Source organism: Pedosphaera parvula Ellin514, assembly GCF_000172555.1.
GTDB lineage: Bacteria > Verrucomicrobiota > Verrucomicrobiia > Limisphaerales > Pedosphaeraceae > Pedosphaera.
Genome location: NZ_ABOX02000063.1, coordinates 1 through 14,819, shown reverse-complemented (window position 1 = coordinate 14,819; position 14,819 = coordinate 1). Strand labels below are relative to the sequence as shown.

12 protein-coding genes are annotated in these 14,819 nt (G+C 54.2%); 4 read left to right on the top strand and 8 right to left on the bottom strand.

What is annotated here, in order from left to right:
• Positions 1–17 precede the first annotated feature (17 nt).
• Entirely contained in the window at positions 18–1,592 is a 1,575-nt protein-coding gene (locus CFLAV_RS28465; RefSeq protein WP_007418383.1) for a DHA2 family efflux MFS transporter permease subunit, read from the bottom strand.
• Positions 1,573–2,859, bottom strand: a complete 1,287-nt coding sequence (locus tag CFLAV_RS28460) for an HlyD family secretion protein (protein ID WP_007418382.1) — start codon at positions 2,857–2,859, stop codon at positions 1,573–1,575. The genes CFLAV_RS28465 and CFLAV_RS28460 overlap by 20 nt, the downstream gene beginning before the upstream one ends.
• 211 nt (positions 2,860–3,070) lie before the next feature.
• Here CFLAV_RS28460 and CFLAV_RS33360 point away from each other — a divergent pair, with 211 nt between their 5' ends.
• Complete coding sequence (locus CFLAV_RS33360) at positions 3,071–3,754, top strand: acyloxyacyl hydrolase (protein WP_007418380.1); 684 nt, start codon at positions 3,071–3,073, stop codon at positions 3,752–3,754.
• 15 nt (positions 3,755–3,769) lie between these two features.
• Here CFLAV_RS33360 and CFLAV_RS28450 read toward each other — a convergent pair whose 3' ends face one another.
• The 6 genes from CFLAV_RS28450 to CFLAV_RS28425 form a co-directional block, all read right to left on the bottom strand.
• A complete protein-coding gene (locus tag CFLAV_RS28450; RefSeq protein ID WP_007418379.1) occupies positions 3,770–4,462 on the bottom strand; it encodes a HEAT repeat domain-containing protein in 693 nt (230 codons plus the stop codon).
• Between the two features lie 15 nt (positions 4,463–4,477).
• Positions 4,478–5,587: an alpha/beta hydrolase family protein gene (locus CFLAV_RS28445; protein WP_007418378.1), complete on the bottom strand. Its 1,110-nt coding sequence runs from the start codon at positions 5,585–5,587 to the stop codon at positions 4,478–4,480.
• A gap of 125 nt (positions 5,588–5,712) precedes the next feature.
• Positions 5,713–6,108 carry an Hsp20/alpha crystallin family protein gene (locus tag CFLAV_RS28440; RefSeq protein ID WP_007418377.1) on the bottom strand — a complete coding sequence of 132 codons (396 nt, stop codon included), beginning with the start codon at positions 6,106–6,108 and terminating at the stop codon, positions 5,713–5,715.
• Between the two features lie 66 nt (positions 6,109–6,174).
• Positions 6,175–6,645: an Hsp20/alpha crystallin family protein gene (locus CFLAV_RS28435; RefSeq protein ID WP_007418376.1), complete on the bottom strand. Its 471-nt coding sequence runs from the start codon at positions 6,643–6,645 to the stop codon at positions 6,175–6,177.
• A gap of 332 nt (positions 6,646–6,977) precedes the next feature.
• A complete protein-coding gene (locus CFLAV_RS28430; RefSeq protein WP_007418375.1) occupies positions 6,978–7,943 on the bottom strand; it encodes a ketose-bisphosphate aldolase in 966 nt (321 codons plus the stop codon).
• Between the two features lie 165 nt (positions 7,944–8,108).
• Positions 8,109–8,759, bottom strand: coding sequence for a TetR/AcrR family transcriptional regulator (locus CFLAV_RS28425; protein ID WP_007418374.1), 651 nt, complete (start codon positions 8,757–8,759; stop codon positions 8,109–8,111).
• A gap of 103 nt (positions 8,760–8,862) precedes the next feature.
• On the opposite strand from CFLAV_RS28425, the gene CFLAV_RS28420 reads away from it, so the two are divergent.
• The 3 genes from CFLAV_RS28420 to CFLAV_RS28410 form a co-directional block, all read left to right on the top strand.
• Positions 8,863–10,257, top strand: a complete 1,395-nt coding sequence (locus tag CFLAV_RS28420; RefSeq protein ID WP_007418373.1) for an efflux RND transporter periplasmic adaptor subunit — start codon at positions 8,863–8,865, stop codon at positions 10,255–10,257.
• A 12-nt stretch (positions 10,258–10,269) separates the two neighbouring features.
• Positions 10,270–13,434 carry a multidrug efflux RND transporter permease subunit gene (locus CFLAV_RS28415; protein WP_040550603.1) on the top strand — a complete coding sequence of 1,055 codons (3,165 nt, stop codon included), beginning with the start codon at positions 10,270–10,272 and terminating at the stop codon, positions 13,432–13,434.
• The coding region (locus tag CFLAV_RS28410) for an efflux RND transporter permease subunit (protein WP_007418371.1) at positions 13,431–14,819 on the top strand (1,389 nt) is incomplete at its 3' end. The genes CFLAV_RS28415 and CFLAV_RS28410, both read left to right, overlap by 4 nt.

Below are 14,819 nucleotides of genomic sequence, written 5' to 3'. Positions count from 1 at the left end.
GGCAGTAGCCGATGCGGTTAGTGCATCGGAATGGCGCCGGGTTTTGCTTTTACTTTCTTGAACAGGAATACCAGGGGAATACAGGCCAGGCAGAGAAAGCCGAAGATGCGGAAATTATCGACGAAAGCCCAAAGCGAGGCTTGCTGTTGCAGCATGTTGTTGATGAGTCCCAAGGCTTGATGTTGGGCATCGACCGGACTGGCATGTGCACTGAGGGCAGCTTGAGCGCCTTGCAGAGCTTGAACGAAAGCGGGATCATAAGGGGTGAGATTGTGAACCATGAGCGCCTGATGTATTTGTGCGCGGCGGGCGATGAGTGTTTGCACCGCAGAGATACCGAAGCTGCCGCCCAGATTGCGCATGAGATTGAAGATGCCGGTGGCGTTGCCAATAAGGTGCTGTTCCAAGTGCCCCATGGTGGCGGTGGTGAGCGGGACGAAAATAAAGCTCAGGGCGATGCCATTGATAATTGAAGGCCAGATAATGTAAGCCATGCCGATGTCGAGGTTGATTCGACCGAGCATGAAAGACGATACCGCGAGCGTGGCAAAGCCGAAGCCAATCATGACCCGGTTTTTTACTTTTCCCACCAATCGTCCGACGATGATGCTGCCGACGAAGGCGGCCATGCCGCGCGGGCTGAGGGCTATTCCAGCCTGCAGGGCCGGGAAGGGAAGCAAGGTCTGAAGAAACAGTGGTATGGCGGCCGTGGTGCCGTAGAGCACTGCGCCCACCACGGCCATGAGAGAGACGCCGACCGCGAAGTTGCGGTTTTTGAAAATACAGAGATCCACAATGGGGTGGTCGGTGGTTAGTTCGCGAATCACGAAGGCGATGAGAGAGCAGCCGGAAATGATGCTGAACCAGAGAATCCAACCGGAAGCGAACCAGTCTACCTCCTGGCCCTTGTCGAGAACCACCTGAAGGGTACCCAGCCAGAGAGCCAGGAAGGCGAAGCCATACCAATCCACACTCGTCCTGGCCCTTTGAATATAAGGAGGATCCTGCACGAATGCCTGGCACATAAAAACGGCCAACGCACCGATCGGTATGTTGATGTAGAAAATCCATCGCCAGGAGTAGTTATCGGTAATCCAGCCACCGAGAGTTGGCCCGAGAATTGGAGCGACCACGACGCCCATGGCGAATACCGCCATGGCCTGTCCACGTTTAGCCGGAGGAAAGCTTTCGAGTAAAACTGCCTGTGAAATGGGTTGCAAAGCGCCGCCACCCGCGCCCTGGATGATGCGGGCGACAATTAAAAATCCGAGACTGGTTGCCATGCCACAGAGCGCAGAGGAAATGGTAAAGATCATGATGCAAACTAAAAGAAGGGACTTCCGACCGAAACGATTTGCCAGCCAGCCGGTGATGGGCAAAACGATGGCATTGGAGATGAGATAGCTGGTCAACACCCAGGTCGATTGTTCCGTGCTGGCCGCGAGACTGCCGGCAATATGCGGCAGGGCAACATTGGCCACAGAAGTGTCGAGCACCTCCATGAACGTCGCCAACATGACCGAGACAGCGATGAGCCAGGGGTTATGGCTCGGTTTCCACAGTTGGCCGGCATCAGGCTTTTGCGGGGGCATGGTGAACTTCTCCCGGCTCAGTTTCCTGCGTCTCCTTATTTCGGGACCTGACGGCCCAGCGCAGGCCGAGCCAGGCAATGACGAGCGTCACAATGATTGCAATGAATAACAAAAGGATGGGCGATAAATAAATATTTCGCACCCTGACGCTGGGTTCGACCGACATGCCTGGGCCGAACACCAGTTTTGGATTCAAAGGTTCATCGAAGAGAATCTTTACTGGAACGCGTTGCACAACTTTTACGAAGTTGCCGACGGCATTTTCCGGGGGGAGGAGACTGAAGCGAGCGCCGCTGCCTTGTTGAATGCTGTCGACGTGTCCGCGATAAGGTTGATGGGGATAGGCACTGACATCGATTTCAACAGCCTGGCCAGGCCGCATGTAATGGAGCTGGTTTTCCTTGAAGTTGGCGACCACGTAAATATTGGTGGGCACCAGTGCCATAATGTTTTGGCCGATTTGAAGGTAAGAGCCAACGTCCACGGCCCTTCGAGTCACATACGCAGTGAGCGGGGCCTGAATATGGGTGTAAGAGAGATTCAACTCAGCGGTTTGAAGGCTGGCTTGTGCCAGCTTTATGTCTGCGTTCGCAGTCTCAATGGCGATTTGAGCAGCGGTGAGTTCGGCACGCGACTGGTTTACCTGGGATTCCCCGGCGGCGACCCTCTGTCGGGCGGCCTCGTAGTTCGCTGCCGTGGTCTTTGCCGTAGCGCGGAATGTATCGAACTCCTGAGGCGAAATGGTTTTGCGCGCAAGCAGCTCCTTATTTCGTTCCAGATCCGATTCAGCTTTGGTGGCTTCAGCCTTGGCAGCGTTCGCCTGAGCCTCCAATTGAGCGCGATTGGCCTCGGCGGCAGTCAGGGCAGAGCGGGCGACTTCCAGCCTGGATTTAGCGGTGGTCAGACCCGTTTCAGACGATTTCAGGGCGGCATTTTTTTCTTTCACCTTCGCTTCATAATCGCGCGGATCGATCCTGAGCAGCAGGTCGCCTTGATTCACCAGACGGTTATCTGTTGCATGGAGCTCGATTACCTGGCCGGCGACCTTTGGAGCCATGGAGATAACATCAGCTTCGATGAAGGCATCGTCGGTGGATTCATGAGCTTTTGAATTTATGTAATAGTGCAGGCCGAAATAGGAGACGATGCCGAGGAGAACGGCGAAAACGATGATAACCCCGGGTCGTTTGAAGAAAGAGGGGCGCCGTTCGTCCTTATCCGATGGCCTTGATGCTTCTGGCCGATGCGGCTTGGCCTCGTCATTCATTCGTCATCCCTTTCTTTTTGATCCAGGCTCAAGGCGTTGAACCCCTTTCCCCTAATAATATTGCACAGCATTTTTAATCCGATGGTCGGAAAGTACCCCACCAGAGTTGCCATTAAATGATTAATGAGCGATGGTAGCGCGAATTGGGGCCGGGATTTTGAAGTTTGAAATGAACTTTCACGACTTACATAACAGGATCTAAAGGGTTTTTATGGAAAATAGGATATCAGGGCTCGCGTTGACATTGTTGACTTTAGGGAGCGGAGTAATCAGCGCTCAGGCAGAAGATTCCCAAGCGCCGCCGGTGCTCCATCTACAACAGGATTCCAGATTAAGCCTGGATCAATCCCCGGAGCATGGAATTTGGAAGGCGGGCACGGGTGAAGGATTCAAAGCCGGAACGAAGGAAGCGGGTTTTGCATTTGGAGCCGGTTTGGGCATGTCGATTTTTGGCAGCAAACAGGCGCATGACCTGGCCTTGGGAAAAATCCATTATGGCTGGATTTTTACCGATGTGTTGGGTGAGGAGCATTGGTATCGCGGCAACTGGGAATTGTTGGGAGAGGGTTTTGGCGGGGTGCAATACCGTCCGCATCATGCGTATGTGGCTGGAGGTACGGCCATTTTTAGATACGATTTTGCGACCGGGACCTGTTTCATTCCATTCGTTGACATTGGGGGTGGTCTTACGGCGACAGATATTGGGAAGCCGGATTTGGGGGGCACTTTCCAATTTAATCTGCAGGCCGGAGGCGGCGTAAATTATTTTTGGCGGGACAATTCAGCCATCACCTTCGAATATCGGTTGCTGCACATCTCCAATGCGGGAATTGAGCGACCTAACCTCGGCCTGAACACCAGCATGTTTTACCTGGGTATGAGCTGGTTTTTTTAAGGTTTGGACTGAAAACTATTTGGCTGTGGAGCGGGAAAGCGCGACGGGATCAATTTTTTGAATCACGCCCGGGATGATCATTTGGAATTCCTTGTCATGATTTTTCAGAAGCGGGAGCAACTTCGGAATCGCTGGTGTTGAATTTGTTCCAAACCTGCCAAGTGATTCGGCCGCGGCAAGGACCAGTTCGTCCTGTGAATCGTCCAGACAGGAAATGAGGACCGGGATAACGCGATTGGGATCTTCATGGATCAACCCCAGCGCGCGGGCGGCGGGGGCGCGGATGGCCCTGTCCGGTCCCTTTACGAACTGAACGAGGGTAGGAAAAGTTTCCCTGGCCAGAACCCCACAATCCCCCAAGGCAACACCGGCACAAAACCGACGCTTATCAGCGCGGGTATAATAGATGGAAATTCCGGGCAAAGAATTAAGGTAATCAATGGCTGTCAGTCTGAGTTGAGAATCGTTCGTATCGTGAGTCATCTGATAAACAAGGCGGGGTTCGATTTTCGTGAGAAAGACTTCACAGGCATGATTGCTGGCGACAAGGTCCGTTCCCTTTAGTTGGGCATGCCACCATTCCAGCGATCTGCCTTCATACAATTCCGGCTGATCCCCAATGGCCCTGGTCAAAGCATATACACATCCCAGCAACAGGATGATTCCAATCGTCAAGCCCGCTGCCAATCTGCCAAGCCGTTTAGTCACGTGCTTTATGAGAAGTTATTCGGCCTTCAAATTATGATCCATCCAAGCCAGCATGCGGTCCCACATTTCCTGAGTATAGATATGCCCCTGACCGGGATATATGGTGCTCTGAAAGGAATCTGGTTTTTTGTAGAGCTGGTACGCGGGGCGGGCGACCGATTCGATGACGTGAATGCCATCAGAGGGAGAGCCGGCATCGTCACCGCCATTCATGAAAAGTGCGGGACGGGGGGCGATCAGTGAGACGACGGCTTCGGTATCGAAATGATTGAGCAGGCCGGGAACGAAATAGTAAACGCCGTGGGCTTTAAGCGCCTCGTGTTGAATGAGATTTTGGTAACGAGTAAGGCAGGCGATGGCGACGCCGGTTTTGGGGCGGTCATCGAGAGCCATCAGCCACCAGGTGCGGGTTGCGCCCATGCTCATGCCGGTAACGCCGATGCGAGTCGCATCGACTTCAGGGCGTGAGGCGAGGTAATCCAAAGCCATGAGGTCGTCGCGGAGAATCATGCCCCACAAGGTGCGACCGACCCACAGGTTGAATTTGCTGGCGGTGAGTTCGCCGGGATTTCCTTTTTCGGTTGGACCGCCGGGGCCATGGCCATTGCGTTCGCCAAAGCAATAGGCATCAATTCCGAGCACGACATAGCCGCGTTTGGCGAAGGCGGGGCCGGGAGGTTCGGGTGTGTGTTTCGATTGGAAAAGTTCATCCTTGCCGATGTCATATTCACCGCCATGCCAGTGGCAGTACAGAATGGCGGGCGCTTTGGCGGAAACGTTTTTGGGAAGCAATAGGTAGCCCGGCACAGTGGCGCCAGCGGCGTTATCGAACTGGAATTTTTCGAGGATATAATCGCCCTTGTCTTCACGCGAAAGGGTTTCGACCTTTGGGACCTTGGGACGGGGCGGGAGTTTGCCGAGCAGTTGCCAGAGTTGGGTGCGGGTTTCCCGGCGTTGCTTTTCCCAGGCTGATTTTGAGGCGGGAATGGAAAAGGCGGGGACGGACGGCGCATTTTCCAGCCACAGGGCGGCGGCCTGGTTGGTCTGGGCCATGATCGGGTGGTTGGCGAACGTGAAGAGGGTTGCCAGCAATAGAACCGTTGGAGGGAAAGCTTTTCCGTGCATGCGATTTGCACCTACTCAGCCTTTGCGGAGAAAAGAAAGCAAGTGGAAATAAAAGTCCCGCGGAGTGCCAGGGAAATCCGCGGGACCTGAGCAGCAAAGTGGTCAACAGAGTGACGTTGATAACCTCAGTCACTGATGGTGACTTTGCGCGGTTTCACCCGTTCCGATTTTGGCAGGGTGAGGGTCAGAACACCTTGATCCATTTTGGCGTTAATCTTCGCCGTATCAATGGCCGGGTCGAGTTCGAACACCCTGCGGTAATCCGCATTCGAGGATTCCCGATAGAGCAGGGAGGCATTGATGGACTCCGGTTGACGGTGGCCGAGGATGGTGAGTTGATTGTCTTCCAACGTGATATCAAGTCCTTCCCGGTCGACACCCGGCATTTCGGCCTGTAGCACGTAACCGTCCTTCGTTTCAAAGATGTTCACCTCAGGAGAAACGAACTTGCGATTACCGGTGGCATTATTTTCCACTGTGGACAGATTCTTGCGAGTTTCATTATTGGCTACTGCGTTCATTGGAGAATTCCTTTCTTTCTTTGGTAAATTGGCTGGCGGGTGATTACCGCCAGGGTTGGTGGTTGTTTACGCGATGTTGACTTCGATTTGCTTTGGTTTGGCTTCCTCCGCTTTCGGAAGTGTGATGGTCAGGATGCCATCCTTATATTGCGCTTTGACCTGGTCGCCTTTGACAGAGGACGGGAGTGTCACGGTGCGATGGAAGCGTCCGACGAATCGTTCAGCGCGATAAGTTTCGGCGTTTTCAAATTTCTCTTCACTCTTGCGCTCACCCGAGATGACGAGGGCGCCATCGTGCAGGGAGACTTCGATTTCCTCCTTTTTCATTCCGGGAAGCTCGGCTTTGACGGTGACGTTGTCTTTATCTTCGTAAACGTCAATGGCCGGGTTCCAAATGCTTAAAAGGTTGGAGCCTTGGGCGAGTTCCGAAAACGGCACGTCAAATAAACGTTCTAATTCGTTGCGCAGACCAAACAGTTTGCCAAACGTGGGCCAGGCTGAGAGATCCGGCCGCTGCCATCTTGTTAAGTTATTCATATATCTCTTAATCCTTTCTGTAGGGTTATAAATCGTTACAACGTCTATTTAGCTTTAGGCATGCCAGCTCACTGGCGGACAGATTGCGAAACTGTAAGTTGTTAATCGATAATTATTTGGGTAAATATGCTTATGTTGCAAACAGTATGAAAAGAGCCATAATGGCACATTTCGGCAAAAAACTGTGCCGAGCGATGTGTGACACGATGACTCTTTGCTTGCGAGTTGGGGTGCCAAATAGAGTACATGGCAGTCCAAACAAAGTAAAAGGCCGGTTCTTGCGAACCGGCCTTTCGTTTCAGTTAGGTTGGGGGCGGAGTGGGTGCTTGCTATCAGTCAAAAGCGTGTCCAGCGCAGCAGAGCACATTGCGCACCTTGTGACGAACGAGGTCTTTCACCTTGGTGCGGGCTGGGCCCATATATTTGCGAGGATCGAATTCTTTTGGATTTTCGAAGAAAGCTTTGCGGATGGCAGCGGTCATGGCCAGGCGGAGGTCGGTGTCAATGTTGACCTTGGTGCAACCGACGCGGCGGGCGATTTCGATGTCCGCTTCGGGAACACCAGCGGTTTCCTCACCCATCTTGCCGCCGTATTTGTTGATTTCCGTGACGAGATCCTTGGGCACGCTGGACGCGCCGTGCAACACGAGCGGATAATCACCGAGACCGGCATCCATCAGCGCCTTCTTGATGGCTTTCAGACGTTCCAGGTCGAGGTGTTGCTCGCCTTTGAACTTGTAAGCGCCGTGGGAATTGCCGATGGCTACGGCCAGGGAATCCACGCCGGATTGTTTCACGAACTGCACTGCTTCCTCGGGGTGAGTGTAGGCACCGCCCTTGGAATAGGCACCGCCTTCTTCGCCATCATCGTGCTGGGCGCCGACGAGCATGCCGAGTTCGCCTTCCACCACGCAGTTATGCTTGTGAGCGTATTCGACAACTTTGCGGCAGGTTTCGACGTTCTTTTCGAAAGGATCGTGCGAGGCATCGATCATCACGCTGGTGAAGCCTTCATCAATGCATTCCTTGCAGAGTTCGAAGGAATCACCGTGGTCCAAATGGACCGCGATAGGGATATTGGAAAGGCTTACAGCGGCTTCAATCAGCTTTTTGAGATAAACGGGATTGGCATACTGGCGGGCTCCCTTGGAGATTTGGAGCATTACAGGTGCTTTTTCCTCTTCGCAGGCTTCGATGATGGCCTGGAGCAGTTCCATGTTGTTCACGTTGAAAGCGCCCAAGGCGTATTTGCCTTTGAGAGCTTTGGCGAACAGGTCTTTAGTATGTGTCAGTGGCATAAGATTCGTTTATCAAACAATTATATCCCGGAGGTTCAAGCCGGGTGCGCATGATATGCTGGTTTAAGGGAAAGGAAAATAAAAATTACTGACCCGCGGTCGGACGGCAAAACTGTAACAGGGCTGAATCGAAAGTGGAAGAAGCCGGGAGACATGGAGTTTAGCTTACTGAATGAGGTTGGTGGCGGCATTTGAAACGCCGTCGATTATCGGCGATAATTTTGGCTTTTGGGTGGAAATTCCAGCTAAAATGTATCGAACGACGGCGCGAGCGCGGGGTTCTGTGTCCTCGTTCAGGCAGGTTGGAATCAGCAATGGGTGCAAAAACAACGAAGTTGCATCCTTCAAAACAGTAGCCACTTCCTCCGGGGCGGCCGAGGTAAACTCACCACTCTCAATGCCTTGTTCCACCAGTTTTTTGAAGACATTATGAATTTTTTCGCGGCGTTTGGCCACCACATCGGGTCGCAGTTCAATCACGCGCCGATAGGTTTCATAAAATTCAGCATCTTCAAGCAGCTTTTCACGGCGTTTGCGGTGCAATTCAAGGACGACAGCCTCAATGCGTTCAGTGGCGGAAACGGGGCGTTGGGCGATGTTTTCGACAAAAGACTCCACTTTCAAGAGCCATTCATCGATGATTGCATCCAGAATCTCCGCTTTAGTTTTATAGAAGCGATAAACATTGGCGTGGGACATATCCAACGACCGTGCAATGTCCATGACTGTGAGCTTATCCACGCCAAAACGGCGCAGGAGAGTTTTGGCAGTTTCAAGGATCAAACTGCGATTATGGTCCTGGGAAGAGCTTTGCACTGAATTTAATTATTCTAGTTTTCGTCCTTTGACAATAGCAACATGTAACATATTTTGAAATCTGTAAGTTGTAACTTCTAGGAAAGTTGAAGGTCATATAGTTATGCAGGAAGATAAAGCTAGCAAGCAGCCACCAAGCCATACGGTGCCGATACAAGTGCGGCGCAATTCGAGTCCAAGCCAGCGACCCAAGTCGTTAGGGGGCAGCATCTTTACCTGGCTGATCCTCATCCTGATCGTGGGAGCGGGAGTGTTTTGGGTGATACATCAGCGGAAGTCATCCACGGACCAGGCTGGAAAAGGCGGGTCGGGAGGGCGGGGTGCTGGTGGGCCGGTGCCCGTGGTTGCCGGTACTGTGGAGCAAAAGGATGTGCCGATTTACCTGGATGGGTTGGGGACGGTGCAGGCCTTGAATACGGTTACGGTACATGTGCGGGTAGATGGTCAATTGCAGAAAGTCGCTTTCAAGGAAGGGCAGGATGTGATTGTGGACGAAGTATTGGCCGAGATTGATCCGCAGCCGTTCCTGACGCAAGTGCGCCAGACTGAAGCCAAGAAGAACCAGGACATAGCGCAACTTGCCAACGCCAAAATAGATCTCCAGCGCAATGAAGAATTGGTAAAGCAGAAGATTGTCGCCCAATCGATTGACGACACGGCGAAAGCGTTGGTGGACCAGCTTGATGCAGCCGTCAAGGCGGACCAGGCGGCGATTGACAGCGCCCAAGTACAATTAAACTACACAACGGTGAGATCACCGATTGCTGGCAGGACGGGCATTCGCGTGGTGGATGCCGGTAATATTGTGCATGCGACCGATGCCAACGGATTGGTCGTGATCACACAGCTCAAGCCCATTTCCGTGATGTTCACACTGCCGGAGCAAAATCTTGGCGAAATTCACAAACAACAACTGGCCAGTGGAGAATTAAAAGTGTTGGCCGTGGAGCGGGATAACAAGACGGTGCTGGCGGAAGGCAAACTGGCGGTCATCGACAACCAAATCGATACCACCACCGGCACGATCAAATTGAAGGCCACGTTTCCGAACGATGATCTGCAACTTTGGCCGGGCCAGTTCGTAAATACGCGGCTGTTACTTACCGTTCAAACGAACGGACTGGTGGTGCCAGCCTCGGTGGTGCAACAAGGGCCTGAGGGGGCTTTCGCATTCATCATCAATGATGACCAAACCGTGAAGATGCAGCCCGTTAAGGTCGGCCGCATCGACAATGGCATCGCCTTGATAAGCGAAGGTTTGCAGGCTGGAGAACATGTGGTGGTAGACGGCCAATACAAGTTGCAGAACGGTTCCAAAGTCCAGGCAGGCCAGGCAGGAGAAACCAAGGGTGGTGGCAGGCAGGCCACTGGTGGAACGGGGGATCAGAAAACCGGCGGCGAGGCTGATAAGAAGCGGGGAGAGCCTGGCAATTATCAGAAAGGGAAACCTGGCGACGGCAAGGCGGGAAATCGGAGGACCAATTCTGAGCCGCAATAAGGCGATAAGTCTGTGAATATTTCTGAACTTTTTATCCGACGTCCGGTAGCAACCGCGCTGCTCATGGTGGGTGTGGTGTTGATGGGGTTGCTCGGATACGTGCTGCTGCCGATCTCGGCGTTGCCAGCGGTGGATTTTCCAACCATTCAGGTCACGGCACAATATCCGGGAGCCAGTCCGGAGGTGATGGCATCGTCAGTGACGACGCCGCTGGAGCGGCAGTTCGGGCAGATCAGCGGGCTATCGCAGATGACCTCGATCAGCGCTTTCGGAAATTCCAGCATCACGTTGCAGTTCGGCCTGGATCGGGACATCGATGCCGCAGCACAAGACGTGCAGGCGGCCATTAATGCGGCCAACGGTTATTTGCCCAAGACAATGCCGAACCCACCGACGTACAGCAAAGTCAATCCGGCGGATACCCCGATCATTACACTGGAAATTTCCTCGGATACATTGCCGTTGGAAAAGGTAAACGACCTGGCGGACACGGTGCTGGCGCAAAAGTTAAGTCAAGTTGCCGGGGTGGGATTGGTGACGATCGAAGGCAATCAAAAGCCGGCGGTGCGGGTGCGCGTGAATCCGGCGGCGATCACCGGCCTGGGCATCAGCATGGAGGATATCCGGACGGCGCTGGTGCAGAACAATGTGAACGCCCCGAAAGGGAGTTTTGATGGAGCGCGGCAGGCGTATGCCATTGGAGCCAATGACCAGATTTTTTCGGCGGAAGAGTACAAGAATGTCATCGTGGCGTACAAGAACGGTTCGCCGGTGCGCCTGGGGGACATCGGGCAGGTCATTGATAACGTCGAGAATGTGAGATTGGCGGGCTGGGTGGATAACAGGCCGGCAGTCATACTGGACATTCAACGGCAGCCCGGGGCGAACATCATCGAAACGGCCGACCGGGTTAAAGCGTTATTGCCAAGGTTGCGCGCGTCGATACCACCCACAGTAAAAGTCGACATCCTCACGGATCGCACCACAACCATCCGGGCTTCCATTGCTGATGTGCAGTTCACCCTGTTATTGACGGTGGGGCTGGTGGTGGCGGTGATCTTTGTGTTCCTGCGAAAATTTTGGGCGACCGTGATACCGAGCGTCGCGCTGCCGCTGGCCATCATTGGAACATTTGGTGTGATGAAACTGATTGGTTTCACGCTGGACAATCTGTCACTGATGGCTTTGACCATTGCGACCGGGTTTGTGGTGGATGATGCGATCGTGATGATTGAGAACATTGTGCGTTTCATCGAGATGGGTGAGCCGCCGATGGAGGCGGCGTTGAAAGGGGCGCGACAAATCGGATTTACGGTTATTTCACTGAGCGTGTCGCTCATTGCGGTGTTCATTCCACTCTTGTTCATGACTGGAATTGTGGGCCGATTGTTCCGGGAATTTGCCATCACGCTGAGCATCTCCGTGGTGGTGTCCGCGATCGTGTCACTGACACTGACGCCGATGATGTGCGCGCGATTGTTGAAGCCGGAGAGCCAGGAGAAACACGGGCGGTTTTACAACGCCACCGAGCGGATGTTTCAAGGGATGCTCAACTGGTATGAGAGCGGGTTGAAATGGGTGATGCGGCATCAATTCTTCACCCTGCTGGTTGCGATTGCGACCCTGGTGGCAACCATCTGGTTGTATGTCATCGTGCCGAAGGGTTTGTTGCCGCAGCAGGATACGGGATTGATTACCGGGGTGACGGATGCGGCGCAATCGATTTCATTCAAGGCGATGGTGGCGAAGCAGCGGGAGGTTGCGGATATCGTGGCCAGGGATCCGGACGTGGTGAGCGTGGCTTCCTTTGTGGGGGGCGGCTCGGTGAACGCAACCGTGAACAGCGGGCGGCTGTATATCAACCTCAAGCCGCGCGACGAGCGCAAAGCCGGTGCGAATGAGGTCATCAGTCGGCTGCGCGAAGCGACAAAAGACATCCAGGGCATCTCGCTCTTCATGCAATCCGTGCAGGACGTGCAAATCGACAGCCGGGTGAGCCGGACACAGTATCAGTACACGTTGGAGGATGCCGACGAGGCTGAACTGGGGGAATGGGCGCCCAAGCTGCTGGAAAAATTGCGCGATCTGCCGGAGTTGGCGGACGTGGCTTCAGATCAACAGACGGGCGGGTTGCAGGCGAGCATCAACGTGGATCGCAATAAAGCCTCGCGTTACAACATCATTCCGCAGGCCATTGACGACACATTATACGACGCGTTCGGGCAGCGGCAGGTGTCGACCATATTCACACAGTTGACACAGTATCGGGTGGTGCTCGAAGCTGAGCCGGGCTTTCAACTGACGCCGGCATCGCTCGAAAAGATTTACGTAAAATCAACCACCGGGCAGATGGTGCCATTGAGCGCCTTTGCGCAGGTGCAAACGAGGACTGCGCCGTTGGCGATTACGCATGAGGGGCAGTTCCCGGCGGTGACGCTGTCGTTCAATCTGAGTCCCGGCGGTTCACTGGGTGCGGCGGTGAAGGCGATTCAGCAGGCGGAGAAAGACATTGGCCTGCCGGAGACCGTGGTGCCAACGTTTTCGGGGAGTGCGGCAGAGTTCCGCAGTTCCTTGAAGAGTGAGCCTTTTCTGATTTTGGCGGCGGTGGTGGTCATCTACATTGTGCTGGGGGTGCTTTATGAAAGTTATATTCACCCGATTACCATTCTGTCCACGCTGCCTTCAGCCGGGGTGGGTGCGTTGCTGGCGCTGTTGATCTTCGGCATGGACCTCTCATTGATTGCGTTGATTGGGATTATTCTGCTCATCGGGATTGTGAAAAAGAACGCGATCATGATGATTGACTTTGCCCTGGAGGCGGAGCGCGATGAAAAGTTGCCGCCTGAGGAGTCCATATACAAGGCGTGCCTGCTGCGGTTCAGGCCGATCATGATGACCACCATGGCTGCGCTGTTGGGAGCGCTGCCGCTGGCGTTGGGCAACGGGACGGGCTCGGAATTGCGCAAGCCGATGGGTATCGCCATTGTGGGCGGATTGTTGGTCTCGCAATTTTTGACGCTTTACACCACGCCGGTCATTTACCTGTATCTGGATAGATTTGGCGCCCGAGTCCAGAGGTGGCGGGCGCGACATGGCGTGCCGAGCGGCGAGGAGGCGCTGGCGGCGGGTGGGTTGAAGCCGGTTGCAGTGGGTGGCAGCAATCCAGAGAAGCAATGAGTATTTCCGAGCCATTTATACGAAGACCCGTGGGGACATCCCTGCTGGCCATCGGGTTGTTTCTGCTCGGGATTGTGGCTTATAAATTATTGCCCGTGGCGCCCATTCCGCGGGTTGATTTTCCGATGATCCAGGTTTCGGCTTCGCTGCCCGGCGCTGACCCGGCGACAGTGGCGTCCTCCCTGGCAGCACCCCTGGAGAAGCGGTTGGGGCAGATTGCAGGCGTTTCCGAAATGACCTCCATCAGCACATTGGGTGGCGCCTCGGTGACGATTCAATTCAACCTGGACCGGAAGGTGGATGGAGCGGCGCGGGATGTGGCGGCGGCGATCAGCGCGGCGGCGAGTGATCTGCCCATCAACCTGCCCAGCCCGCCCACGTACCGGAAAGTCAACCCGGCCGATGCGCCGATCATGATTCTGGCGATGACGTCCGACACGTTAAAGCCCACCGATGTTTATGAAGCGGCGGACACGATTATTGCGCAGCGGTTAAGTCAGGTGGAGGGAGTCAGCCAGGCGGTCATCAGCGGCGCGGATAAATCCGCCGTGCGAGTGCAGGTAAATCCGGCAGCGCTGGCTTCAACTGGCATGGGACTGGAAGATGTGCGCACCTATCTTTCCCAGGTGAATGTGGATTTGCCGAAGGGGAGCATTGATGGGGAGCGGGACAGCTACACCCTTGAGAGCAATGATCAATTGCTGGATGCCGGGGACTATCAATCTCTCATCCTGACAACCAAAAGCAATGTCCCGATCAAGTTAAGTTCCCTGGGCAAGGTTTTCGAAGGGGTTGAGAACGAGCGCGTGGGAGGTTGGGCAGGAACCAATCGGGCGGTGCTGGTCATCGTGTTCAAGCAACCCGATGCGAATGTGATCGAAACAGTGGATCGGATCAAGGCGGTGCTGCCGGAACTGGAGCGATGGATACCGCCTTCGGTAAAGATCCGGCTCATTAGCGATCGTACCACGACCATTCGCGCCTCGGTTGAGGAGGTGCAATTCTCTCTGCTCCTAAGCATCGCGTTGGTGGTGATGGTGATCTTTTTATTTTTACGCCGGTTTTGGCCGACCTTTATTGCCAGCATCACGGTGCCGCTCGCGCTGGCTGGAACTTTCGGGTTTATGTATTTGTTCGGCTACAGCCTGGATAACTTGTCGCTGATGGCGATTACCATTTCCGTTGGGTTTGTGGTGGACGATGCGATTGTGGTGATTGAGAACGTATTTCGGTTCATCGAGCAGGGCGACCGGACGATGGTGGCGGCATTGAAGGGGGCGCGACAGATTGGTTTCACAGTGGTGTCCATGAGCCTGTCGTTGGTGGCAGTGTTCATTCCATTGCTGTTCATGGGCGGATTGATTGGAAGATTGTTCCATGAGTTT